20 protein-coding genes are annotated in these 21,954 nt (G+C 39.6%); 12 read left to right on the top strand and 8 right to left on the bottom strand.

Translation table 11 applies throughout. From position 1 onward, the window contains the following. Positions 1-11 precede the first annotated feature (11 nt). The 6 genes from AC1M83_RS09775 to AC1M83_RS09750 all read left to right on the top strand — a co-directional run bounded on the left by AC1M83_RS09775 (position 12) and on the right by AC1M83_RS09750 (position 6,684). Positions 12-656: a phosphoribosylanthranilate isomerase gene (locus AC1M83_RS09775; RefSeq protein WP_035265546.1), complete on the top strand. Its 645-nt coding sequence runs from the start codon at positions 12-14 to the stop codon at positions 654-656. Then, entirely contained in the window at positions 637-1,881 is a 1,245-nt protein-coding gene (trpB, locus tag AC1M83_RS09770) for a tryptophan synthase subunit beta (protein WP_035265544.1), read from the top strand. Before AC1M83_RS09775 ends, trpB begins: the two co-directional genes overlap by 20 nt. A 551-nt stretch (positions 1,882-2,432) precedes the next feature. Further along, entirely contained in the window at positions 2,433-2,945 is a 513-nt protein-coding gene (locus AC1M83_RS09765) for a DUF1543 domain-containing protein (RefSeq protein WP_481590547.1), read from the top strand. Positions 2,946-3,175: 230 nt separating this feature from the next. Next, positions 3,176-4,819 (top strand): nitrite/sulfite reductase, encoded by a 1,644-nt coding sequence (locus AC1M83_RS09760; protein ID WP_481590546.1) that lies wholly within the window; start codon positions 3,176-3,178, stop codon positions 4,817-4,819. After that, positions 4,812-5,297, top strand: coding sequence for a DUF934 domain-containing protein (locus AC1M83_RS09755; protein WP_481587188.1), 486 nt, complete (start codon positions 4,812-4,814; stop codon positions 5,295-5,297). Before AC1M83_RS09760 ends, AC1M83_RS09755 begins: the two co-directional genes overlap by 8 nt. A 400-nt stretch (positions 5,298-5,697) precedes the next feature. Beyond that, positions 5,698-6,684, top strand: a complete 987-nt coding sequence (locus tag AC1M83_RS09750; protein ID WP_092767536.1) for a diaminopimelate dehydrogenase — start codon at positions 5,698-5,700, stop codon at positions 6,682-6,684. A 108-nt stretch (positions 6,685-6,792) separates the two neighbouring features. Here the strand turns inward: AC1M83_RS09750 and AC1M83_RS09745 are convergent, their stop codons facing one another. Next, the gene (locus AC1M83_RS09745) at positions 6,793-7,968 is read right to left on the bottom strand and encodes a thiolase family protein (RefSeq protein ID WP_481590545.1); all 1,176 of its coding nucleotides are present in this window, start codon (positions 7,966-7,968) and stop codon (positions 6,793-6,795) included. 101 nt (positions 7,969-8,069) lie between these two features. Next, positions 8,070-8,522, bottom strand: a complete 453-nt coding sequence (locus AC1M83_RS09740; RefSeq protein WP_481590544.1) for a GspH/FimT family protein — start codon at positions 8,520-8,522, stop codon at positions 8,070-8,072. Between the two features lie 450 nt (positions 8,523-8,972). Here AC1M83_RS09740 and omp38 point away from each other — a divergent pair, with 450 nt between their 5' ends. Together omp38 and AC1M83_RS09730 are read left to right on the top strand one after the other, a co-directional pair. Further along, positions 8,973-10,025, top strand: a complete 1,053-nt coding sequence (gene omp38 / locus AC1M83_RS09735; RefSeq protein ID WP_481590543.1) for an outer membrane protein Omp38 — start codon at positions 8,973-8,975, stop codon at positions 10,023-10,025. 108 nt (positions 10,026-10,133) lie between these two features. Beyond that, positions 10,134-10,592, top strand: a complete 459-nt coding sequence (locus AC1M83_RS09730) for an OmpA family protein (protein ID WP_481590542.1) — start codon at positions 10,134-10,136, stop codon at positions 10,590-10,592. A 48-nt stretch (positions 10,593-10,640) separates the two neighbouring features. Here AC1M83_RS09730 and AC1M83_RS09725 read toward each other — a convergent pair whose 3' ends face one another. The 3 genes from AC1M83_RS09725 to AC1M83_RS09715 form a co-directional block, all read right to left on the bottom strand. After that, positions 10,641-12,095: an amino acid permease gene (locus AC1M83_RS09725; protein WP_481590541.1), complete on the bottom strand. Its 1,455-nt coding sequence runs from the start codon at positions 12,093-12,095 to the stop codon at positions 10,641-10,643. Positions 12,096-12,105: 10 nt separating this feature from the next. Further along, positions 12,106-13,131 carry a methyltransferase gene (locus AC1M83_RS09720; protein ID WP_481590540.1) on the bottom strand — a complete coding sequence of 342 codons (1,026 nt, stop codon included), beginning with the start codon at positions 13,129-13,131 and terminating at the stop codon, positions 12,106-12,108. 61 nt (positions 13,132-13,192) lie between these two features. Next, a complete protein-coding gene (locus tag AC1M83_RS09715; protein ID WP_035270592.1) occupies positions 13,193-14,557 on the bottom strand; it encodes a uracil-xanthine permease family protein in 1,365 nt (454 codons plus the stop codon). A 178-nt stretch (positions 14,558-14,735) separates the two neighbouring features. Here AC1M83_RS09715 and typA point away from each other — a divergent pair, with 178 nt between their 5' ends. Both typA and mscL read left to right on the top strand, forming a co-directional pair. Beyond that, the gene (typA, locus tag AC1M83_RS09710) at positions 14,736-16,568 is read left to right on the top strand and encodes a translational GTPase TypA (protein WP_035270590.1); all 1,833 of its coding nucleotides are present in this window, start codon (positions 14,736-14,738) and stop codon (positions 16,566-16,568) included. A gap of 232 nt (positions 16,569-16,800) precedes the next feature. Beyond that, entirely contained in the window at positions 16,801-17,235 is a 435-nt protein-coding gene (mscL, locus tag AC1M83_RS09705) for a large conductance mechanosensitive channel protein MscL (RefSeq protein ID WP_035270698.1), read from the top strand. A gap of 162 nt (positions 17,236-17,397) precedes the next feature. Here the strand turns inward: mscL and AC1M83_RS09700 are convergent, their stop codons facing one another. Continuing rightward, positions 17,398-17,682, bottom strand: a complete 285-nt coding sequence (locus AC1M83_RS09700) for a peptidylprolyl isomerase (RefSeq protein WP_180028291.1) — start codon at positions 17,680-17,682, stop codon at positions 17,398-17,400. After that, entirely contained in the window at positions 17,679-18,533 is an 855-nt protein-coding gene (gene mutM / locus AC1M83_RS09695) for a bifunctional DNA-formamidopyrimidine glycosylase/DNA-(apurinic or apyrimidinic site) lyase (RefSeq protein WP_481590539.1), read from the bottom strand. Before mutM ends, AC1M83_RS09700 begins: the two co-directional genes overlap by 4 nt. Positions 18,534-18,780: 247 nt before the next feature. On the opposite strand from mutM, the gene AC1M83_RS09690 reads away from it, so the two are divergent. Then, positions 18,781-19,899, top strand: coding sequence for an NADH:flavin oxidoreductase/NADH oxidase (locus tag AC1M83_RS09690; RefSeq protein ID WP_481589231.1), 1,119 nt, complete (start codon positions 18,781-18,783; stop codon positions 19,897-19,899). Positions 19,900-19,996: 97 nt separating this feature from the next. After that, a complete protein-coding gene (locus AC1M83_RS09685) occupies positions 19,997-20,920 on the top strand; it encodes an AEC family transporter (RefSeq protein WP_481590538.1) in 924 nt (307 codons plus the stop codon). A 108-nt stretch (positions 20,921-21,028) separates the two neighbouring features. On the opposite strand, the gene AC1M83_RS09680 is transcribed toward AC1M83_RS09685, so the two are convergent. Next, positions 21,029-21,829 carry a tetratricopeptide repeat protein gene (locus AC1M83_RS09680; RefSeq protein WP_481589229.1) on the bottom strand — a complete coding sequence of 267 codons (801 nt, stop codon included), beginning with the start codon at positions 21,827-21,829 and terminating at the stop codon, positions 21,029-21,031. Positions 21,830-21,954 lie beyond the last annotated feature (125 nt).

The raw sequence follows: 21,954 nt of genomic DNA, 5'->3' as shown, positions 1-21,954 counted from the left end.
AGCTAGAATAGATGCGAACTCGTGCAAAAATATGCGGAATTACCCGATTAGAAGATGTCCAAGCTGTTGTGCAAGCTGGTGCGGATGCCATAGGATTTGTGTTTTTTCCACCAAGTCCAAGACACGTAGATGTTGAGCAAGCATCACTGTTGGTTCAAGCGATTCCTGCTTATGTGCAATCAGTTGGATTATTTGTTAATAGTTCAGCCGAAGAGATCCAAAACATACTTAAAAAAGTCCCTTTAGATATTTTGCAGTTTCATGGCGATGAAAGTCCAGAACAGTGCAAACAAATTGCTCAAGCAGTGGGTCGCCGCTGGTATAAAGCAATTCAAGTAAAACCAGAACTAGATATCGTTGAAGAAATCAATAAATATCAAAAGTTTGGTGCGAGTGCTGTGTTGTTGGATGCATGGCATCCAGATTTAAAGGGCGGAACAGGCCACAGCTTTGATTGGACAACATTTCCAAAATTAAATATTCCATTGATCTTGGCAGGAGGACTAAACCCTGACAATATCGAGCAAGCAATTCTTACAACACAAGCATATGCTGTGGATGTGAGCGGCGGTGTAGAGTCCGCAAAAGGTATAAAAGACCAACAACTCGTAGAACGCTTTATGCAAGGAGTCCATCGTGGATCAGCAAACCGTTAATCAACAAGATCAAGTGATTGACTATACCCAATACCCTGATGCAAAAGGGCATTTCGGTATCCATGGCGGACGTTTTGTGTCAGAAACTCTAATGGCTGCACTAGAAGATCTAGAGCAACTGTATTTCCGAATGAAAAATGACGAACAGTTTTTGGCAGAATTCGACCGTGACCTCGCTTTTTATGTAGGTCGTCCAAGTCCGCTTTATTATGCTGAGCGATGGTCAAAGGAGTTGGGTGGTGCACAAATCTATCTAAAACGAGAAGACTTGAACCATACTGGCTCCCATAAAGTAAATAACACGATTGGTCAGGCTTTGCTGGCAAAGTTATCAGGCAAAAAACGTATTATTGCTGAGACTGGTGCAGGTCAACATGGTGTGGCAACAGCGACCATCGCAGCGCGTTTAGGGCTTGAATGTGTTGTATACATGGGTGCAGATGATGTGAAACGCCAAGCGATGAATGTATATCGTATGCGTTTATTGGGCGCGACTGTTGTTCCTGTCGAAAGTGGTTCTAAAACATTAAAAGATGCCATGAACGAAGCCATGCGTGATTGGGTAACAAATGTCGATTCTACTTATTACGTGATTGGTACAGTTGCAGGTCCACATCCATATCCTCAATTGGTACGTGATTTCCAATCGATCATTGGTCGTGAAGCTCGCCGTCAAATTCAAGAGCAAGCAGGTCGTCTACCAGATGCACTGGTTGCTTGTGTCGGCGGTGGTTCAAATGCGATGGGCTTGTTCTATCCATTCCTGAATGATCAAGATGTGAAAATGTACGGTGTCGAAGCTGCTGGTTACGGTATTGAAACTGGTAAACACTCTGCTCCATTAAATGCTGGTCATGTTGGTGTGCTGCATGGTAACCGTACTTATCTTATGTCGGATGCACAAGGTCAGATTATTGAAACACACTCAATTTCAGCAGGTTTGGATTATCCTGGTGTAGGCCCAGAGCATAGCTTCTTAAAAGATATGAAGCGTGTTGAGTATGTTCCAATTAATGACAATGAAGCATTACAAGGCTTCCGCGACTTAACTAAAATTGAAGGTATTATTCCTGCACTTGAAAGTTCGCATGCGATGGCATATGTGACTAAGTTGGCTCCAACGATGTCTAAAGATCAAATTATTATTGCGACGGTTTCAGGTCGTGGTGATAAAGACTTAATGACAGTTGCACGCATTGATGGCGTGGAAATGGTAGAAATGTAATTCACCCTTTAAGTCTCTCCCTTTGGAATGAGAAGTACTGCTTCGTAAGGGGAGAGGTGCTATTTAGAAAATCGCATTTAAGCCATTGGATGCGATTTTTTTTATGCGCTCTAGAAAAGCTAAAACATTTTCCTAAAATTTGATTTTTGGATCGGCGACATGGACGTAGCCTGTATTTCTGTGATACATGGAAGTATCATCAGAAATACAAAATGGTTTTGTTACTTTTACCGAAAAAAGTAAGGCATTTTGGAGGGTGAATCTATTTGAGATTCAGGTTTGAAGACGTATTTCGTGGACTTACTTTTACGTTACTTTGGAAAAGCCCAAAGTAACCGAAGGCTTTCTGTTGAGCAGATATTACATTCTTGTAATACTGCTCAACGGGGGCATCCATGTCGACACCACGTATCCAATATCGTTGAATTAGTCAGGTTAATCTTTAAACCCTGTATAAAAATCAGTAACACAGCCAATCCATTCTTTTCAGTAGTGGCAAATCCAAATTCAGGTATGATTAATGGTCTTGTCAAAGCCAAAGGAAATCAACCATGCCAAGCCTATTTCTTGTAATGCTCGGTGGTCGTCATGCACATGCCAATACTGAAGTGCATGATGTGGTCTTGGCTGTTGGGGAATCACTGGAAGAAGTCTATCCTCAACTCAAAAATGCTTGGTTTGGTGAGCAGAAAGGCTTACATATTGATGCTTGGGCGAAGGTAAATGGAGTGGAGTATAATGAGCAGCAATTCCAAATCAATTTTACAGATGCAGCTCCTAATGAAAACGAAATGAAACTCTGGTTGATTAATTTAGGTGGGTACCACGTTAATGAGTTCGGAGAGTTACATCGTTATGTATTAGTACCCGCTTTAAATAGTGCATCAGCTAAAGAGCGTGGAAAATCATTCTTTGGAAAAGATTGGCAAAAACAGCATACAGATCGGGTTTTGGACGTTGATGATTGTATTGCCATTGATCATGTGCATGGTCGTTATGTGCAATTGATTGAGGGTCAATTTAAAGAAGGGTACTGGGAAAATACATACATCACGATCGGATAATTTTTAATAAAGAACAAATTTACTATCTATATGAATTTATGTGCTAAGAATAGCTAAATAAAATCTTTATGTGGAATAAGTGCTGGAATCCAGAGCTTGTCTATATATCAGTGATTCGAGTGATTACATATCAATAAAACCGCTATTAAATATGTAAAAAACGCATTTTATTGATAGATGAATAAAAGCTATGCTGTGCTTCGTTAAAATTAAACTACTAGCTGTACGCCATGTATTTATATACTGATTTCGATCAGCAACTGATCAATGAACGTGTTGCACAATTCCGTGATCAAACGGAACGTTATTTAGCTGGAAAGCTTACTGAAGATGAATATCGTCCATTACGTTTACAAAATGGATTATATGTTCAGCGTTATGCGCCGATGCTTCGCGTCGCTGTACCTTATGGTTTGATGAACTCTAAACAGCTTCGTAAAATTGCTGAACTCGCTAAAGCGTATGACCGTGGTTATGCACACGTTTCTACTCGTCAAAACTTTCAATTTAACTGGCCAGCATTAGAAAATGTGCCAGACATGTTGCAAGAGTTGGCATCAGTTCAAATGCATGCGATTCAAACATCTGGTAACTGTATTCGTAATACAACAACAGACCAATATGCAGGTGTCGTTGCTGGTGAAATTGAAGATCCAAGACCGACATGCGAATTGATTCGTCAGTGGTCAACTTTCCATCCGGAATTTGCATTCTTGCCACGTAAGTTCAAGATCGCAGTTTCTGCACTTGCTGAAATCGACCGTGCTGCAACAGCATTTCATGATATCGGAGTGTATATCGTTCGCAATGAGGCGGGTGAAATGGGCTATAAAATCATGGTTGGCGGTGGTTTAGGTCGTACACCGATCATTGGTGCTGTGATCAAAGAGTGGTTGCCACGTGAAGACCTTATTGCTTACTTAGAAGCAGTACTTCGTGTGTATAACTTACACGGTCGTCGTGATAACAAATATAAAGCTCGTATCAAAATCTTGGTAAAAGCTTTAACACCTGAAGTTTTTGCTGAAAAAGTTGAAGCTGAATTTGAACATACGATTAAAACTTTAAAAGTTGATGCAGATACTCTGGCGAAAATGGACCAGAACTTCACACCATTTGCGTACCAAGATTATGCAGATGAAGACTTCTCAGCACTGTTTGCTGCACATCCGAAATTCAAACAATGGTTTAACATCAATACCAATGCACACAAAGTGAAAGGTTACCGCATCGTAACAATTTCATTGAAACGTGCAGGCGTTGCACCGGGTGACGTGACCACTGAAGAAATGAACTTGATTGCTGATCTTGCGGATAAGTACACTTTTGGTGAATTGCGTACCACGCATGAGCAAAACATTGCCCTTGTCGATGTACCGCAAAAAGATTTATTTGAGCTTTGGACGATTCTTGAAAAGAATAACTTGGCTCGCGCGCACATTGGTTTCTTAACTGACATTATCTGCTGTCCAGGTGGTGATTTCTGTTCGTTGGCAAATGCGAAATCTATTCCGATTTCTGAAGCGATTTCACGCCGTTTTGATGATTTAGATACGATTTACAACTTAGGTAAATTAGACTTGAACATCTCAGGTTGTATGAATGCCTGTGGTCATCACCATGTGGGTAATATTGGTATTTTAGGTGTCGACAAGAAAGGCGCAGAATTCTACCAAATTACATTGGGTGGTAATGCAGACCATGATGCCTCAATCGGTGACATCTTAGGACCATCATTTGCTGCTGAAAAAGTACCAGATGTGGTGGAAGAAATTTTGAACACTTATCTTGATTTACGTCAAGAAGGTGAAGAGTTCATTGATACTTATCGCCGTGTCGGCATTCAACCATTTAAGGAGCGTGCATATGCTTAATACCGCACTACAAGTGCTCTCTAAGGATGGCACGATTGCAGACAATACTTATCAACTGATTGGTGAAGATGGCGTATTGCCACAAGGTGATGTGGTTTTAACGGTGGAGCAGTTAGACCAGCTTGCCAATGTTTCAGGTAAAAAAGCACTTTACCTAACCGTAGATGCCTCACCTGAAAACAATGAATTCCCACTTGATCAGCTTGATGCAATTTTTATTGAGTTTGCAGGTTTTAATGATGGTCGTGGGTATTCATTTGCCGCATTGTTACGTCGCCAAGGCTTCCAAGGCGAACTTCGTGCAACAGGTGATGTATTCAAAGACGTGTTGAACTACATGAAGCGTGCAGGTTTCGATACTTTCGTGATTAAAGAAGGTAAAGATATTGCAGAAGCAGCAGCAGGTTTAAACGACTTTACTCAACCTTACCAAGCGTCCACCGCTGTACCAAAACCAAATTATCAAACGGGTGCTTAATTTTATTAAGTGATAAAAAAACTGAACTTAGGTTCAGTTTTTTTATTTGATGGAAACAAGATTTCGGTATTCATAGTTCAGCCTAAGCGCTATTCAAAATGACACATAGAAGGTCAAAGTTTAATCATAAGTCTATTTAGAGCAGAATTTTTTAATTCATTCAGAAATATATAGCGACAAAGCCTTTAGTGCAGCGGTTTTTTATATGATTCAATTGATCGATTAACACTGATTTAAATGATAAATTTGCTCCAAAAAAGTGCAGTTTATTGTAGTATGTTAGTATTCATTTGATCATTTTTGGTGCGGGTTTTTCTCCATTCAATCAGACTGTTTTGCGGTATATGTTTAGTACTCAGTCTAGTGATCTTGCCATCATTTAAATAGTGAAGCAGTTGTTATGCAAAATTTGATTCGTATTGGTATTGTTGGTTATGGCAACCTCGGTCGTGGCGTTGAAACGTCAATTCAAAAGAACCCAGATTTAGAGCTTGTGGGAATTTTTACACGCCGTGCACCTGAATCAGTGTCTCCTTGCTTTAGTGACACGAAAGTTTTTCATATGGATGACTTAAATGACCTTCAAGACAAAATTGATGTGTTGATCTTATGTGGTGGATCTAAAGATGATCTTCCAAAACAAACACCAGAATTGGCAAGTAAATTCAACACAGTAGATAGTTTTGATACGCATGCACGTATTCCTGAGTTTTTTGAAGCAGTGAATGAGCCTGCACTTGCTAACAAAAAAACGGCAATGATTTCGATTGGATGGGATCCAGGCATGTTCTCAATTAATCGTCTATTTGGTGAGGCATTATTACCAGATGGTGAAACCTATACTTTCTGGGGTAAGGGTTTGAGTCAAGGTCACTCAGATGCGATTCGCCGTGTGGCGGGTGTTAAAGCAGGTGTTCAATATACTATTCCATCACAAGATGCGATTGATAAAGTTCGTAGTGGTTCACGTCCTGTATTAACCACTAAAGAAAAGCATACTCGTGAATGTTATGTTGTGCTTGAAAATGGTGCTGACGCTGAAGCCGTAAAGCAGGCGATTGTGACCATGCCAGACTATTTTGCAGAGTACAACACGACTGTGAACTTCATTGATGAAGAAACGCTTCGTAACGAGCATAATCGTATGCCCCATGGTGGATTTGTCATTCGCAGTGGTAATAGTAGTGCAGAGCAGACTCAAGTAATGGAGTTTTCGTTGAAATTAGATAGCAATCCTGAGTTTACTGCAAGTGTACTTGTGGCTTATGCACGTGCATGCTACCGCATGAATCAAATGGGTCAATATGGCGCGAAAACTGCATTTGACGTTGCACCAGGCTTATTGTCAATGAAATCTCCAGAGCAACTACGTAAAGAAATTCTTTAAGTCTAATAATTCAAAGTTATGCTTTGAATTGAGATTATAAAAAAGCCTCTAGCTAAGCAGAGGCTTTTTTATTTCCCTTCTTTTTGTAGAGGAGGGGCTTTAGAAGCTTTAGATTAACTCAATCGCCACTGCAGTTGCTTCGCCACCACCGATACAAAGCGCAGCAATACCACGTTTACCACCTGTGCGTTTAAGTGCATGGATTAACGTTAAAATAATCCGTGAACCTGTAGATCCTACTGGATGTCCTAAAGCACATGCTCCGCCGTTGATATTTACTTTTTCAGGGTCGAGTTTGAACTCATCAATAGGACACATCGTGACCATTGCAAAAGCTTCGTTGATTTCCCAAAGGTCGACTTCTGCGACATCCCAACCTGTTTTATCGAGAACCTTTTGGATTGCACCGACTGGTGCAATCGTAAATTCAGACGGATGTTGTGAATTAGAAGCATATGCCACAATTTTGGCTAAAGGATTTAAACCCTTTGCATGTGCTTGCTCAGATGAGCTGATAACCAAGGCTGAAGCACCATCAGAAATCGAACTGGCATTGGCAGCAGTGATCGTACCATCTTTAGCAAAAGCAGGACGTAGAGTTGGGATTTTATCGATGTTTGCGTTAAAAGGTTGCTCATCTTTATCTACAATGACATCTCCTTTACGAGCTGACACAGTAACAGGGACGATTTCATCATTGAAGTAACCTTCAGTAATCGCAGTTTGAGCGCGTCTTAATGAACGTATTGCAAAGTCATCCATTTGCTCACGCGTATAGCCCTTAGTGTTGGCCATATCTTGAGCAAATGAGCCCATCAAACGACCCGTTTCAGCATCTTCTAAACCATCGAAGAACATATGATCTTTGATTTCACCATGACCCATGCGGTAACCACCACGTGCTTTAGGTAAGATGTAAGGAGCGTTGGTCATAGACTCCATACCGCCTGCAACCACAAAATTTGCTGAACCAGCTTTAATCATATCAGCTGCTTGCATCACAGCTTTCATGCCTGACCCACATAATTTATTGATTGTCACTGCACCTGTCGAGTCAGGTAGTCCAGCTTTGCGCATGGCTTGGCGAGCAGGGCCTTGTTTTAAACCTGCAGGCAAAACGCAACCCATAATGACTTCTTCAATGTCTGCTGGTTGCAAGCCTGAGCGTGAGATAGCCTCTGTAATGGTCACTGCACCCAGTTCTGGTGCAGTCACACTTGATAAACTTCCCTGAAAGCCGCCCATTGCTGTACGTGCACCATTAAGGATGACGATATCAGTCATTATTCTCTCCAATTTACTTAGCTTTGTTTTACAGCTTGAGTATATGTAATATCAAGCCAATTAATATTGGCTATAGTGTGTAAAATGTGACTAATAAGTTGTCATTCACATGTCTTAGTTTCTTCAAGACGAGTCTGTCCCATCATTGAAAGTCTAACGATTAGATTTGATTTATTTGAATATGCACAGTATTTGAAATGTCCCATTGATCCACGTGGTAAACCAGAGTCTGGTTGGAAGGTGATCGTATTCTTGCTGGTAACACCACCTTTCCAACTGAAATCACCATATTGGTAATCTGTCGAAGTTGCTTGAATAAGCTTTTCGTGAGGATCGAATTGTTGATTGCGATTCTGATCTAGAAAGATGATAAACCCTTTATGCCATTGACTGTTCGTACACGATTTTAAATCTTGAGAAGCACAGATCATCACAGGGCTTCGGTAACTTACAGCATTGGCTTTAGCTTGGCTAATGGCCTGCCGTACCGTGCTAAGAATTTGCGCCCTTTCTTGATTTTCACGAAATTCATGATAATGAGGGAGTGCTATCATTACAAGAATACTAAGAATAACGATCGTGAAAATGAGTTCTAAAAGGGTAAAAGCAAGAGATTTACAATAGGAATACATTTTAAAGCTTCTAGTATTTGTTAATTATTTGAATTTATAGATAATCTTGGTGAAGTTATATTATAAGCTGAAGTGCTAAAAAATGATTACTATCACCTTTGAATGCTGTTAATATACCAAAAATGAAAAGATAAGTTATTCATGCGGAAAAATTGAGTAAAAAATTACCGAATTACAACGGAAATTGTAAGTAATTTTGTCAATAATTTACTTGATTAAAGTAATCAAACACTTGGAATTCACTTTAAGTGTTTGTATGATTCAACATGAGTAGCTTAAAAAAAATACTGGGGTATAAAAAAGCCTATCTCAGGAAGCCATAATTATTTTAGGCTGAGCTTGAAAAACAATTGTTATCTCTGGAGGATATCCATGAAATTGAGTCGTATCGCACTTGCTATGCTTGTTGCTGCTCCATTCGCTGCTGCTAATGCTGGTGTAACTGTTACTCCACTATTAGTGGGTTACACATTCCAAGACACTCAACACAACAACGGTGCTGCTGATCACTTATCTGACAGCATTATCGAATTACAAGACGATTTATTCGTTGGTGCTGCGTTAGGTATTGAACTTACTCCATGGTTGGGTTTTGAAGCTGAATATAACCAAGTAAAAGGTGATATCGAAGGCACAATTACTGGTAATGATGTTGGCGAGTATAAGCAAACTCAAATCAATGGTAACTTCTATGTTACTTCTGATTTAATCACTAAGAACTATGACAGCAAAATTAAGCCATACGTTCTTTTAGGTGCTGGTCACTACAAATATGAATACGATGGTGTAAATCTTAAAGATGACGAAGGTACTTTAGGTAATGCAGGTGTAGGTGCTTTCTGGCGCTTAAACGATGCACTATCTGTTCGTACAGAAGCTCGTGCAACTTATAACATCGACGAAGATTTCTGGAACTATACAGCACTTGCTGGTCTTAATGTAGTTTTAGGTGGTCACTTGAAGCCAGCTGCTGAAGTCGTAGAAGTTGCTCCAGTTCAACCAGCTCCAGCTCCAGTTCAACCAGCTCCACAAGAGTTGACTGAAGACCTTAACATGGAACTTCGCGTATTCTTCGATACGAACAAGTCTAACATCAAAGATCAGTACAAGCCTGAAATTGCTAAAGTAGCTGAAAAATTAAACGAATATCCAAATGCAACTGCTCGTATTGAAGGTCACACTGATAATACTGGTCCGCGTGCGTTGAACGAACGTTTATCTTTAGCTCGTGCTAACTCTGTGAAATCTGCTCTTGTAAGCGAATACAACATTGACGCTTCTCGTTTAGCGACTCAAGGTTTCGCTTGGGATCAACCAATTGCTGACAACGCAACTAAAGAAGGTCGTGCGATGAACCGTCGTGTATTCGCTACGATTTCTGGTAGCCGTACAGTAGTTGCTCAACCTGAAGCAGCAGCTCAATAATCTTTAATAGATTATAAAAGACAGCTCTTCGGAGCTGTTTTTTTTACCCATTTTTTATAAATGTGATATATTTCACAAAATATAATCAACAACACAATGAGAATAAAGATGAAATATAGTTTAATAGCAAGCCTATGCATTACTTTAACTTTGACAGCTTGTGCAACGACAAAGATACAATCAACTAATAGTGTACAAGACTTGGATCAAAAGATACTAAATGAATTAAAACAAGGTCTACCGCTGTATTTTAATCACAATTCCCGTCAAATCGATGTCCGATATGAACCTTATTTAACAGCAGCTTCAAAAATTCTGGCGCAGAATAAAAGTTTTATACTTCAAGTAGATGGGCATACAGATAATCGAGGGTCTATAGCAGCGAATCAAAAAGTATCACTTGAGCGAGCAAATGCTGTCCGTAATGAATTGGTGATGCAATATAATGTTGATCCTAAACAAATTTCGACTCAAGGCTATGGCCCAAATCAGCCAATCGCTGATAACACGACAGAAGAGGGTCGAGCATTAAATCGTCGAGTGAATTTAACCTTAAAAATACAATAAGATCAGAATCTAATAATAAAAAAACAGCTCAAATTGAGCTGTTTTTTATTAATCTTGTTCGACTTGAATTGGTTTTACATCCATATCTTGATATCGAATCAACTTGGTTTTGTACTTGAACTTATAAACTAGCCATATTGCTAAGAATAAAAAGATCCCAATATAAGTGGAGATGACAGCAATCCATTCACCATCAAGTACAGCTTGATAATTTTGACCTAATACCACGATTGCACAAAGAATAAAGGCGAACCACGGTGCAAAAGGGAAGAACTTTGCACGATATGCTAGATCTTCTAACTTATACCCTTGAGCCAAATAGCCTTTTCTGAATCGGTAATGAGAGATTGCAATCCCAAGCCATACGATAAAGCCACACATACCAGACATATTCAGAAGCCAATTAAATACTTCCTCTTCACCAATAAATGTCGTCAAGAAGCATAATGCTGCGATTGCTGTCGTAGCATAAAGTGCATTCATTGGTACACCGCGACCATCAAGTTTGGAGAAAACTTTGGGTGCACTTCCATTTTTTGCCATATCAAACAGCATTCGTGTGGAAGAGTACATTCCTGAATTTCCGGCAGAAAGGATAGCCGTAAGAATGACTGCATTCATGACACTTGCAGCAAAAGCAAAGCCTGCTTGTTCATAGAGTAAAGTAAAAGGTGATAATGCAATATTCTCATCTGAAGCAGCTTGCATTAGACGAGGATCATCATACGCAATCAATGTACCGATAATAAAAATACAAACGATATAGAATAAGAGAATACGCCAGAAGATCTGTTTAATCGCAATAGGAATGGTTTTCTTCGGATCTTTCGACTCACCAGCGGCAACACCAACCATTTCAGTACCCTGAAATGAGAATCCTGCGATCATCGCAACACCAATTAATGCTGACAAACCACCTACAAATGGCGCTTCACCCTTCGACCAATTTGCGAAAGTTGCAACATCTGGTGTCATCATGATTTTGGCAATCATGAAAATACCAATGATGATAAATGCAATTATGGCAAGAACCTTAATGAGTGAGAAAAAGAACTCAGACTCACCAAAGCCTTTGACTGTTAAGGCATTAATACCAAAAACGATCGCAAGGAAAATGGCACTCCAATAGAAACCTGGGATATCAGGAAACCAAAATTTCATGATGAATTGAACTGCAACGAGTTCAAATGCGACGGTTATCGCCCAGTTGTACCAATAGTTCCAGCCCAACGCGAATCCAAATCCACCCTCGACATATTTGGTGCCATAGGTGAAGAAAGCACCTGACGTTGGATTGTGTGTTGCGAGTTCGCCTAAGCTGGTCATGAGGAAGTAAATCATTACGCCAATTAAACAATAGGCAAGTAATGCACCACCAGGGCCAGCATTGGCAATTGTTGCACCCGAAGCTAGGAATAGTCCTGTACCGATAGAACCACCAATGGCGATCATATTAAGATGGCGTGCTCCAAGCTTTCGCTTAAGTTGACCGGTTTCGCTCATCGAAAGTTCCTTATGATTTCTTTTGAGTACTTGCAAACAGTACTTTAAAGCCTTGTTGATCAGTCAAAGTTTCACATTGACCAAAATTTTGCTCAATGAGAGTTGGATAGTTTAAAAAACGATTTGCCACGATCCAAAGTTCACCACCAGATTTTAGATGGCGCCGTGATGTCTTACAAAGATTCTCACTCGCATTGTAATCAGTGTATATACCCTGATGGAAAGGAGGGTTACTGACGATGGCATGTAAAAATAGTGGTGCATCATCAATGCCAGTCACAGCTTTAATTTCGAGCTGTTCTGGTGACAAATTATTTTTTTCAAATGTTAGGCGGGTAGAGGCGAGCGCAAAAGCATCCACATCAAGCGCAAAAATACGATTTTTGGGATTCAATTTGGCTAAATATGCACTGATAATGCCAGCACCACAACCGAAGTCAGCGATTTTACCTGAACTCACTCGATTGAGGTAGGGGAGAAATACAGCTGTACCAATATCAAGTTTATTTTGACTAAATACACCAGGTAAAGCATAAATCTGTAATTCGCCATTCGGTGTTTGAATTGTATATTGTTGAGCCCAATTTTCTAAAGATCGAGGCGTAGGAGTCTTATCGATTATTAATTGCCACATTTGACAATGACGAGCGCTATCAAGTTTGACACATTTGCCAAATGGAACGAGTTGTTTTGCTGCTCGTTCAACGCCACCTTTCTTTTCACCTACAAGAAAAATTGATGCACCAAGACCGAGTTTTAATACCACACTATGTAGTAAGTAATTCAAAAGTTCTTTGGCTTTAGGTACAAAAATAATGACTTGATCATATTCTGCTTCAGGGATATCCGTCCCAAAATGAACAGGAATATTTTGATTTTGGAAAAATAGAAAGTCGTTATAGTTCCATGTCCATACTGAAGCCTGAATGTTTTTATCGAGCTGAGTAGTTAAGTCATCAGTTGGTGCATTGACTAATAATATTCGACCTTTCAGAAAGTTATGTTGACGAATAACAACTTCACTTTGAGGAACCATATATTTCTCCACAGAATAAAAGAGCCCAGACAATGCTGGGCAGTCTTTGATTCAATCTAAATTATTTCTTTGCTTCAGGTAGAACGAAGTTCAAGATCAAGGCTGCAATGCCGCCAGTTGCTACACCAGAGCTAAATATATTACGAATGAGTTCAGGCATATGTTCAAGAATCTGTGGAACTTGAGCAACACCTAAACCGAGGGCAAGTGAAATTGCAATAATAAGCAATGCACGGCGGTCAAGTTGAATGCCAGAAAGGATATTAATCCCAGATGCCGCAACAGCCCCAAACATCACCATGACAGCACCGCCTAGTACAGCTTGAGGAACAGCTTGGATGATGGCAGCGACTGCTGGTAGTAAACCCAGAATAACTAATAGAGCGGCGATCCATATACCCACATGTCGACTAGCAACGCCAGTTAATTGGATAACACCATTGTTTTGAGCAAAAACAGAACTCGGGAAAGTATTAAATAAACCAGCGAGTAAGGAGTTTGCACCGTTGACGAGTACACCACCTTTAATTCGCTCCATCCATTTCGGACCATCAACAGGCTGATTAGACAATTTAGAGGTCGCGGTGATATCACCAATCGCTTCTAATGAAGTAACCAGATAAATAAATGCCATTGGTATAAATAAACTCCAAGAGAAGTCTAAGCCAAAGTGCATTGGTGTAGGGATTTGAACCAAAGGTGCATTTTCTAAGCCAGAAAAATCTAAATGGCCCATGAAGCCTGCTAACGCATAACCTACGATCAGTGCAATTAATATCGCACTACTCTTGACCCATGTAACATTTAAGCGGTTTAAGAGAATGATTAATGCCAAAACAGTACAAGACATAATGAGATTGTCTGTATTGGCAAAAGTATTATTCCCCATCGCTTGGTAACCACCACCCATTGAGATTAAACCTTCTTTAATCAAGGTTAAGCCAATGAGAAGTACAACAATACCAGTCACAAGTGGAGTAATGAGTTTTTTCACCCATGGTAATATGCGTGAAACGCCCATTTCAATGAATGAGCCTGCAATCACGACACCAAAAATTGAACCCATAACAGTTTCAACTGGAGTTCCTGCGGCAACCATTGCTGAGCCAATCCCAATAATAGGACCGATAAAGTTAAAACTTGTACCTTGAACAATCAGTAAGCCTGCACCGAAAGGACCAACCTTTTTACTTTGTAAGAATGTCGCAATACCTGAAATCACCAATGACATGGAGAGGATCATGTTTGTATCTTCTTTAGAAACACCTAAAGCCAAACAGATCAATAGACCAGGAGTAACAATCGGAACAATAATGGCAAGTAAATGCTGAATGGCAGCGAGAAAAGCGATGAACGGTTTTGGTTTATCGTCTAAACCATAAACAAGATCGAGTTTCGGTTCTTGAGATTGGTCGGGAGCAGACATGGTCTATACCATCTAGATTAAGCGAAAGTGCCGACATTCTAATCGAGTTACATGGGTTTACAAAACCGAAACATAACCATTCATCAAAAAAAAATGAAATTGTAAAGAAACAGTCACTATAAAAGTTTAGGATTTTTCTGTATAATTTGCCCTCAAATTTAAAGCGTATCGAATTTACATGTCAGATATTAAAACTCTCCGTAATATTGCCATCATCGCACACGTCGACCATGGTAAAACGACTCTTGTCGACAAACTTTTACAACAATCAGGTGCTTTGGGTGAACGCGCGGGTGAGATCGAGCGTGTCATGGATTCAGGCGCTATTGAAAGTGAACGTGGTATTACCATTCTTGCAAAAAACACTGCAATCAAATGGTTAGATAAACGTACTGATACTGAATACCGTATCAATATCGTGGATACCCCGGGACACGCCGACTTCGGTGGTGAAGTTGAACGTGTAATGTCGATGGTTGACTGTGTACTTCTTTTGGTAGACTCACAAGAAGGTCCAATGCCACAAACTCGTTTCGTAACGCAAAAAGCGTTCGCACGTGGTTTGAAACCAATCGTAATTATCAACAAAGTTGACAAGCCTAATGCGCGTCCTGACTGGGTAATCGATCAAGTATTCGATTTATTTGATAACCTTGGTGGTACTGACGAACAGTTAGACTTCCCTGTGGTTTATGCTTCTGGTCTTCGTGGTGTAGCAGGTCCTTCACCAGAAGAATTGGCTGAAGACATGACTCCGTTGTTCCAAACAATCGTAGACATCGTTGAGCCGCCAGCAGTGGATGTTGATGGTCCATTCCAAATGCAAGTGTCTTCACTTGACTATAACAGCTTCGTTGGTGTTATTGGTGTTGGTCGTATCCAACGTGGTTCAGTGAAATTGAACACACCTGTAACGGTAATCGACAAAGATGGTAAAACACGTAACGGTCGTATCTTAAAAATCATGGGTTACCATGGTTTAGAGCGTATCGACGTTGAATCTGCTTCTGCAGGTGACATCGTATGTGTAACAGGTATGGACGAACTTCATATCTCTGACACGATTTGTGATCCTAAACATGTTGAAGCATTGCCACCGCTTTCTGTAGATGAGCCTACAGTATCGATGACATTCCAAGTTAACAACTCACCATTCGCCGGTAAAGAAGGTAAGTTTGTGACCTCACGTAACATCCGTGAACGTCTTGACCGCGAATTGATTCACAACGTAGCACTTCGTGTAGAAGATACTGACAGTCCTGACCGTTTTAAAGTGTCGGGCCGCGGTGAACTTCACCTTTCGGTATTGATCGAAAACATGCGTCGTGAAGGCTTCGAGATGGGTGTATCTCGTCCGCAAGTAATCTTGAAAGAGATTGACGGCGAAATGCAAGAGCCATACGAAAACGTAACATTTGACGTAGAAGAACAGCATCAAGGTGCTGTGATGGAACAAATGGGTAACCGTAAAGGTGAAATGACCAATATGGAAGTCGACGGTAAAGGTCGTATTCGTATTGAAGCAACTGTACCTTCACGTGGCTTGATTGGTTTCCGTTCAGAATTCATGACCATGACTTCAGGTACTGGTATCATGACCTCAAGTTTCTCGCACTATGGACCAATGAAACAAGGTTCTGTTGCAAAACGTCAAAACGGTGTGTTGATTTCTATGGTTCAAGGTACATGCTTGGGCTATGCATTGTTCAGTTTACAAGACCGTGGTCGTCTATTCGCTAAACCTCAGTTAGAAGTTTACGAAGGTATGATCATTGGTATTAACTCTCGTTCTGACGATATGGTTGTAAACCCAACTAAAGCGAAACAATTAACAAACGTTCGTGCATCAGGTACTGATGATGCATTAACACTTGTTCCTGCGATTGAGTATACGTTAGAACAAGCACTTGAATTTATTCAAGATGATGAGCTTGTTGAAGTTACACCTAAATCAATTCGTATTCGTAAGCGTTGGTTGACTGAAAACGAACGTAAACGTAATAAATCTTAATTGATTTAAATAAAAAACCGCTCAAAAGAGCGGTTTTTTTATATCTTGATTACATCATTTAAGAGATGAAATAAAAGTTGTTGAATTGTTGTAGTTGATCTGGACAAGATCTTGTTTATTTAAACAGAGATACTTATGATTTTGGTGGAAAACCAACGAGTTTGGACGGAAATATCATTAAGAATAATGTATATTATGTCACATTAATGCATAGAAAAATTTTGGAGAAAAAATGAGCATTATTAAAGAGTTTAAAGAATTTGCCGTGAAAGGCAATGTAATGGATCTGGCGGTCGGTGTGATCATTGGTGGGGCGTTTGGTAAAATCATTGATTCAATGGTGAAAGATGTCATCATGCCAATTATCAGTTGGATCTTAGGCGGTGATGTTGATTATTCAAACTGGTTTGTTGTATTAGGCGATAATCCAAATAACCTTACAACGCTTGCTGCCGCTCAAGAAGCGGGTTTAAATGTTTTGGCTTACGGTAATTTCTTGACGATTCTCATCAACTTTATCCTGCTTGCATGGGTGGTATTCTGGTTAGTGAAATTGATGAATAAAATGCGTCGTAAGCAAGAGGAGGAAGCTCCAGCACCTGAAGCTACTCCAGAAGATATCGAATTACTTCGTGAAATTCGTGACGAATTAAAACGTAAAGGTTAATGCTTTTACAATGAAAACGGCGCTAAATGCGCCGTTTTTTATATCTCATCATTTTTTTTAAATCCCCCTTTGTCAAAGGGAGGCCGGGAGGTATTGATTCTTAGCTCTCCCTTGCGAAGCGATGCTTCTCATCTCCTAAAAGGAGAGGGAAATCCAGGAAGTTTAAAAATCCATACGAAATTTAATTTCGAGTAAATGCCAGCCGAATTGACTCTTAATTGGTCCATGTAATTCACGTTCAGCCAAACTAAAAACTGCCTTATCGATAGGACCAACCAATTGTCCTTTCTTCACCTCACCTAATTCCCCGCCTTTTTTTCCTGAGGGGCAAGTTGAATGTTGTTTAGCAATTTTAGCAAAATCAGCACCGTCTTTAAGCTTTTGTTTAAGTTGGATACACAGGTCTTTATCTTTGACTAAAATATGCCGAACAATTGCTGATTTCATTTGGATTTTACCTTTGATACAGGATTCTTTGAGGCTTGAGGTCGCTTAAGCGGTTGACACTCAGGGCAAAAAACAGAAGCACGTTGCCCGAGTTTAATATTTTCTAAAGTTGTTTCACAGTTGATGCACATTTCACCAGCGCGCCCATAAGCCAATAGCGTTTGTTGAAAGTAGCCATTTTCGCCCATGGCATTGGTGTAATCACGTAAAGTAGATCCGCCTAAATCAATTGCTTGTTTAAGGATTCGTTTTATTTCAATGACAAATTTTTCAATTTGTGGCCGTGTAAGACTAGAGGCGGGTTGTGCAGGATGAATGCCCAAATTAAACAGACTTTCAGTTGCGTAAATATTTCCAACACCCACAACAATGTGGTTATCCATAATTGCAACTTTGACTGCAACACTCTTATTTTTAAATTTCTGCTCTAGATAGTCAGCATTGAAAGATTCACTTAAAGGTTCAGGTCCAAGCGTATCTAAAAGTTTGGATTGAGCATGATCATCCAGCCATAAAATGCAACCAAAACGACGAGGATCGTGGTAGCGTAATTGGATATCATCGAATTGAATGATGAAATGATCATGCTTTCTCAACGCATCACGTGAATCACTCAAACGAAAGCTTCCAGACATTCCCAAGTGCCATAACATGGTCACATTTTCAAATTGTGCCAAAATATATTTGGATCGACGTGTTAGCCCTATCAGTCGTTGACCGACCAATTGATTTACATCATTTGGTATAGGCCATCTCAGACTTGAATTATTGACTTGAACAGAAAGTACTTTTTGATTCAGCAAAGGGAGCAAGCTGGTTTTCGTGGTTTCAACTTCAGGTAATTCAGGCATGGAAACTCTGTTAAATGGGCGAGTAGAAAAATATTGGGTTAAATGAGGATATTGCAAGCAGCATCGAGTGAACTACAAGATATTACGCTTGAACAGAATATGATACACAATCCATCTAGTGCCTTCATGGTTAAGTTTTAAAATGTTTTTTAAAGCATTCAATGATGAAATGAACTTAGATGATTTATCACGTAAATGCGTTGTACACTGCTACAAATAAATCAATTTAAAATCAGGGAGATTCAGTGTGGCAAAATTATTTGAGCCAATTCAATTCGGAAATTTATCACTCAAAAATAGAATTATTATTGCTCCCATGTGTCAGTATTCTGCGAATGAAGCAGGGGAGCATAGTTTTTGGCATGAACAACAATGGGCGAGTTATGCATTGTCGGGAGCTGGATTATATATTATTGAAGCAACTGCGGTACAAGCTGTAGGTCGTATCAGTTTTGCAGATTTAGGGTTATGGAATGATTTACAACGTGCACAATTAAAAGCATTGATTGATAAGGTAAAATCGATTGCTCCAACGCCAATCGCCATTCAGTTAGCGCACGCGGGACGTAAAGCTTCAACTGATAAACCATGGTTGGGACGTGGTCAATTCTCATCGAATCATGAACATGGCTGGCAAACGGTATCTGCAAGTGATTTACCATTTAATCCAGATGATCAGGCTCCTCATGAATTAAGTATCGAGGAAATCAAAAAAATTATCGATGACTTTGCAACTGCAGCAGTCAGATCTGTAGATGCAGGTTTTGATCTCATCGAAGTCCACGCGGCTCATGGTTATCTATTACATCAATTTATGTCCCCTTTATCTAATCGAAGAACAGATGAATATGGTGGAAGTTTTGAGAATCGCATTCGTCTAACTTTAGAGGTTTTTCAGGCGATCAAAAATGCTGTTCCAGACAACTATCCAATCGGTGTTCGTTTGTCTGCAACAGACTGGATGGAGCAAGAAAAGGGATGGAATATTGATGACTCAATTGGGTTATCAAAGGCATTAGAAAAACTTGGTGCCGTTTATATCCATGCATCATCTGGTGGATTACATGTCGATCAAAATATTCAGATTGGTCCTAATTACCAAGTTCCATTTGCGGAAGCAATCAAGAAACACGTTGACATTCCAGTGATTGCTGTTGGGCTGATCACTGAACCTCAACAGGCGGAAGATGTCTTACAACAAGGCAAAGCTGATGCAATCGGGCTCGCAAGGGCAATACTATTTAATCCAAGATGGCCATGGCATGCTGCTGCTCAATTAAAAGCAGAGGTTGAAATTAGTCCGCAATATTTACGATGCCAACCGCATGATGTGAAATCATTATTTAAGCCATATGCTGATAGATAAAATAGGCATAAAGGTATACTTAAAAAGTCATCCTGGGTAATTACGGCTGTTGTATGATAATTTGACTAACTCATACAATAGCTAGGGATGCTAAGTCATGGTTTTATCGGTCATTATTCCGATTTTTTTACTGCTTTTTTCGGGATATGCCTCGGTTAAACTGAATTTACTTAGCAAGGAACAAGTCTCTATTGTTGGTACATTCGTCATTCGAGTCGCTTTACCTGCTCTATTTTTACAAGCGCTTTCATCAAAAGATCTTGATGCGATATGGCAACCTGAACTTTTTTACAGTTATATTGTGGTGACCGCCTTTGTATTTGCAATCGCTTTAGGGGTTTTGGTAAAGCATTTTAAAAACAATTTAAGTGATGCTGCCATTCTCTCGATTGGAGCTTCAATGTCTAATACTGGATTACTTGGTACAGCCATTTTAAGTCTATTGATTGGTCATATCGCGCTTGCCTTTACTTCTTTAATCGTAATTATCGAAAGTGTTTTTCTTGTTCCAGCAGCTTTATTTATTGCGGGCTTGCAAGCTCAAAATCAGCAAGCTGTACTCAATACATTAAAAAATAACTTTATAAACCTATGTAAAAATCCATTGTTTATTGGTGTGGTAATCGGAATTGTGTGCGCTATTTTTCAGGTTAAACTGCCGCATTATATAGATCAAGTTTTCTTAATGATTGGTCAGACGGCATCTCCTTTGGCGTTATTTGTGATTGGCGGGAGCGTCGCAGGTTTAACCTTAAAATATGTCAACCAGCAGAGTCTTTATATTGTTCTATCATCCAACTTTATTTTTCCAATACTCATGTATTTGACTCTACGATTTATTGCTCAAGCACCAATGGATATCGTGTATGTAGGGACATTGATTGCAGCTTTACCTACACCTGCATTATTTGGAATGTTGGGACAAGCATATGGGCTCAATGATCGTGCAATTACACCTTTATTGATGAGTACAGTCATTGGATTTATTGTGACTGCTGGATTAATTATTTTATGGTGGTAATTGAGTAAAACCTAAAATGTAATCATAAATATCCTTTTCATATAAGAAAACCCTATCTCGTGATAGGGTTTTTGTATTTGAGCATCGGTTTAAAATTTAAATTAATGCTTATGATTTAGCTTTCGTATTTGCTGCAGGTTTTTTTGCATTCTCAGCAATCAGTTTGTTCACGATCGCTAGATTTTCTTTGGCTTGAGGAATATTTTCATCTGCTAAAGCACTAAATATTTTTTTTGCCTCAGGTAGGTTTTGCGGAACGATATTTCCGTTTACGAACATGTTACCAATGGCCATAAGCGCAGGGATGTATCCTTTTTTACCTAAATCTTGAATGCTCGCTAAACCTTTTTTCACAGGCGCTTCAGTTTTGGTTTTGAAGCCTAATGAAATATCGTATAAAGCACGAGCATGAATGGCTGGATAACTTCCTTTCTTAATTAAAGGATCAAGTTTTTGCAAAGCGAGCTTATCAGATTGTTCTTTACCTTCAGAGAACAGTAGAACAGCAGATTCAACAATCGCATCTTCAAAACCTTGAGCTGCAGCTTTATCTAAGTATTCACGAGATTTTTTTTCATTTTTGGTCAGCCCCAAGCCGCCAGTGGCATAGTTTTGCGCCAATACATAATTGGCTAAAGGATAGCCTGCAGTGCCAGCTTGTTCATAAAGTTGTACTGCTTTTTTGTTGTCTTGTTTGGTTCCTTGACCAGCTTGAGTGAGATATGCCAAGTTATAAGTCGCTTGAGGATTCCCAGCTTTTGATAAGCGTTCAAGTTCTTGGTAGGCCGCATTGTAATTCTTTGCTTGAATCAGTTCCTGTACTTTGCTGAATACAGGATCGACTGGTGCGGCAGCGAAGCTAAATGAGGTGGCAACAGCGAGTAAAGCACCACATAATATTTTTTTCATAATTGTTTTATACCTATCTTAAAAGCAACCCTATTTATTTGATGTAAATAGAGTTTTATACCATTTAATCATAGTCCGAATTATGTGAATGTAAATATATAATATGTATACATCCTTCAAATTTA

The organism is Acinetobacter sp. 25-47-130 (genome assembly GCF_056779705.1).
Note: the sequence above shows the minus strand (reverse complement) of the source record. Positions and strands in the feature narration are given on the sequence as shown.

What these genes read in the sequence shown, in the direction of transcription:
- AC1M83_RS09750 (WP_092767536.1), top strand. Translation starts at nt 5,698, where the DNA reads ATGCAAAATTTGATTCGTATTGGTATTGTTGGTTATGGCAACCTCGGT.
- AC1M83_RS09715 (WP_035270592.1), bottom strand. Translation starts at nt 14,557, where the DNA reads ATGTCTGCTCCCGACCAATCTCAAGAACCGAAACTCGATCTTGTTTAT.
- mutM (WP_481590539.1), bottom strand. Translation starts at nt 18,533, where the DNA reads ATGCCTGAATTACCTGAAGTTGAAACCACGAAAACCAGCTTGCTCCCT.
- AC1M83_RS09745 (WP_481590545.1), bottom strand. Translation starts at nt 7,968, where the DNA reads ATGACTGATATCGTCATCCTTAATGGTGCACGTACAGCAATGGGCGGC.
- omp38 (WP_481590543.1), top strand. Translation starts at nt 8,973, where the DNA reads ATGAAATTGAGTCGTATCGCACTTGCTATGCTTGTTGCTGCTCCATTC.
- AC1M83_RS09755 (WP_481587188.1), top strand. Translation starts at nt 4,812, where the DNA reads ATGCTTAATACCGCACTACAAGTGCTCTCTAAGGATGGCACGATTGCA.
- AC1M83_RS09730 (WP_481590542.1), top strand. Translation starts at nt 10,134, where the DNA reads ATGAAATATAGTTTAATAGCAAGCCTATGCATTACTTTAACTTTGACA.
- AC1M83_RS09740 (WP_481590544.1), bottom strand. Translation starts at nt 8,522, where the DNA reads ATGATAGCACTCCCTCATTATCATGAATTTCGTGAAAATCAAGAAAGG.
- AC1M83_RS09760 (WP_481590546.1), top strand. Translation starts at nt 3,176, where the DNA reads ATGTATTTATATACTGATTTCGATCAGCAACTGATCAATGAACGTGTT.
- AC1M83_RS09700 (WP_180028291.1), bottom strand. Translation starts at nt 17,682, where the DNA reads ATGAAATCAGCAATTGTTCGGCATATTTTAGTCAAAGATAAAGACCTG.
- typA (WP_035270590.1), top strand. Translation starts at nt 14,736, where the DNA reads ATGTCAGATATTAAAACTCTCCGTAATATTGCCATCATCGCACACGTC.
- AC1M83_RS09725 (WP_481590541.1), bottom strand. Translation starts at nt 12,095, where the DNA reads ATGAGCGAAACCGGTCAACTTAAGCGAAAGCTTGGAGCACGCCATCTT.
- AC1M83_RS09775 (WP_035265546.1), top strand. Translation starts at nt 12, where the DNA reads ATGCGAACTCGTGCAAAAATATGCGGAATTACCCGATTAGAAGATGTC.
- AC1M83_RS09680 (WP_481589229.1), bottom strand. Translation starts at nt 21,829, where the DNA reads ATGAAAAAAATATTATGTGGTGCTTTACTCGCTGTTGCCACCTCATTT.
- AC1M83_RS09765 (WP_481590547.1), top strand. Translation starts at nt 2,433, where the DNA reads ATGCCAAGCCTATTTCTTGTAATGCTCGGTGGTCGTCATGCACATGCC.
- mscL (WP_035270698.1), top strand. Translation starts at nt 16,801, where the DNA reads ATGAGCATTATTAAAGAGTTTAAAGAATTTGCCGTGAAAGGCAATGTA.
- AC1M83_RS09720 (WP_481590540.1), bottom strand. Translation starts at nt 13,131, where the DNA reads ATGGTTCCTCAAAGTGAAGTTGTTATTCGTCAACATAACTTTCTGAAA.
- AC1M83_RS09685 (WP_481590538.1), top strand. Translation starts at nt 19,997, where the DNA reads ATGGTTTTATCGGTCATTATTCCGATTTTTTTACTGCTTTTTTCGGGA.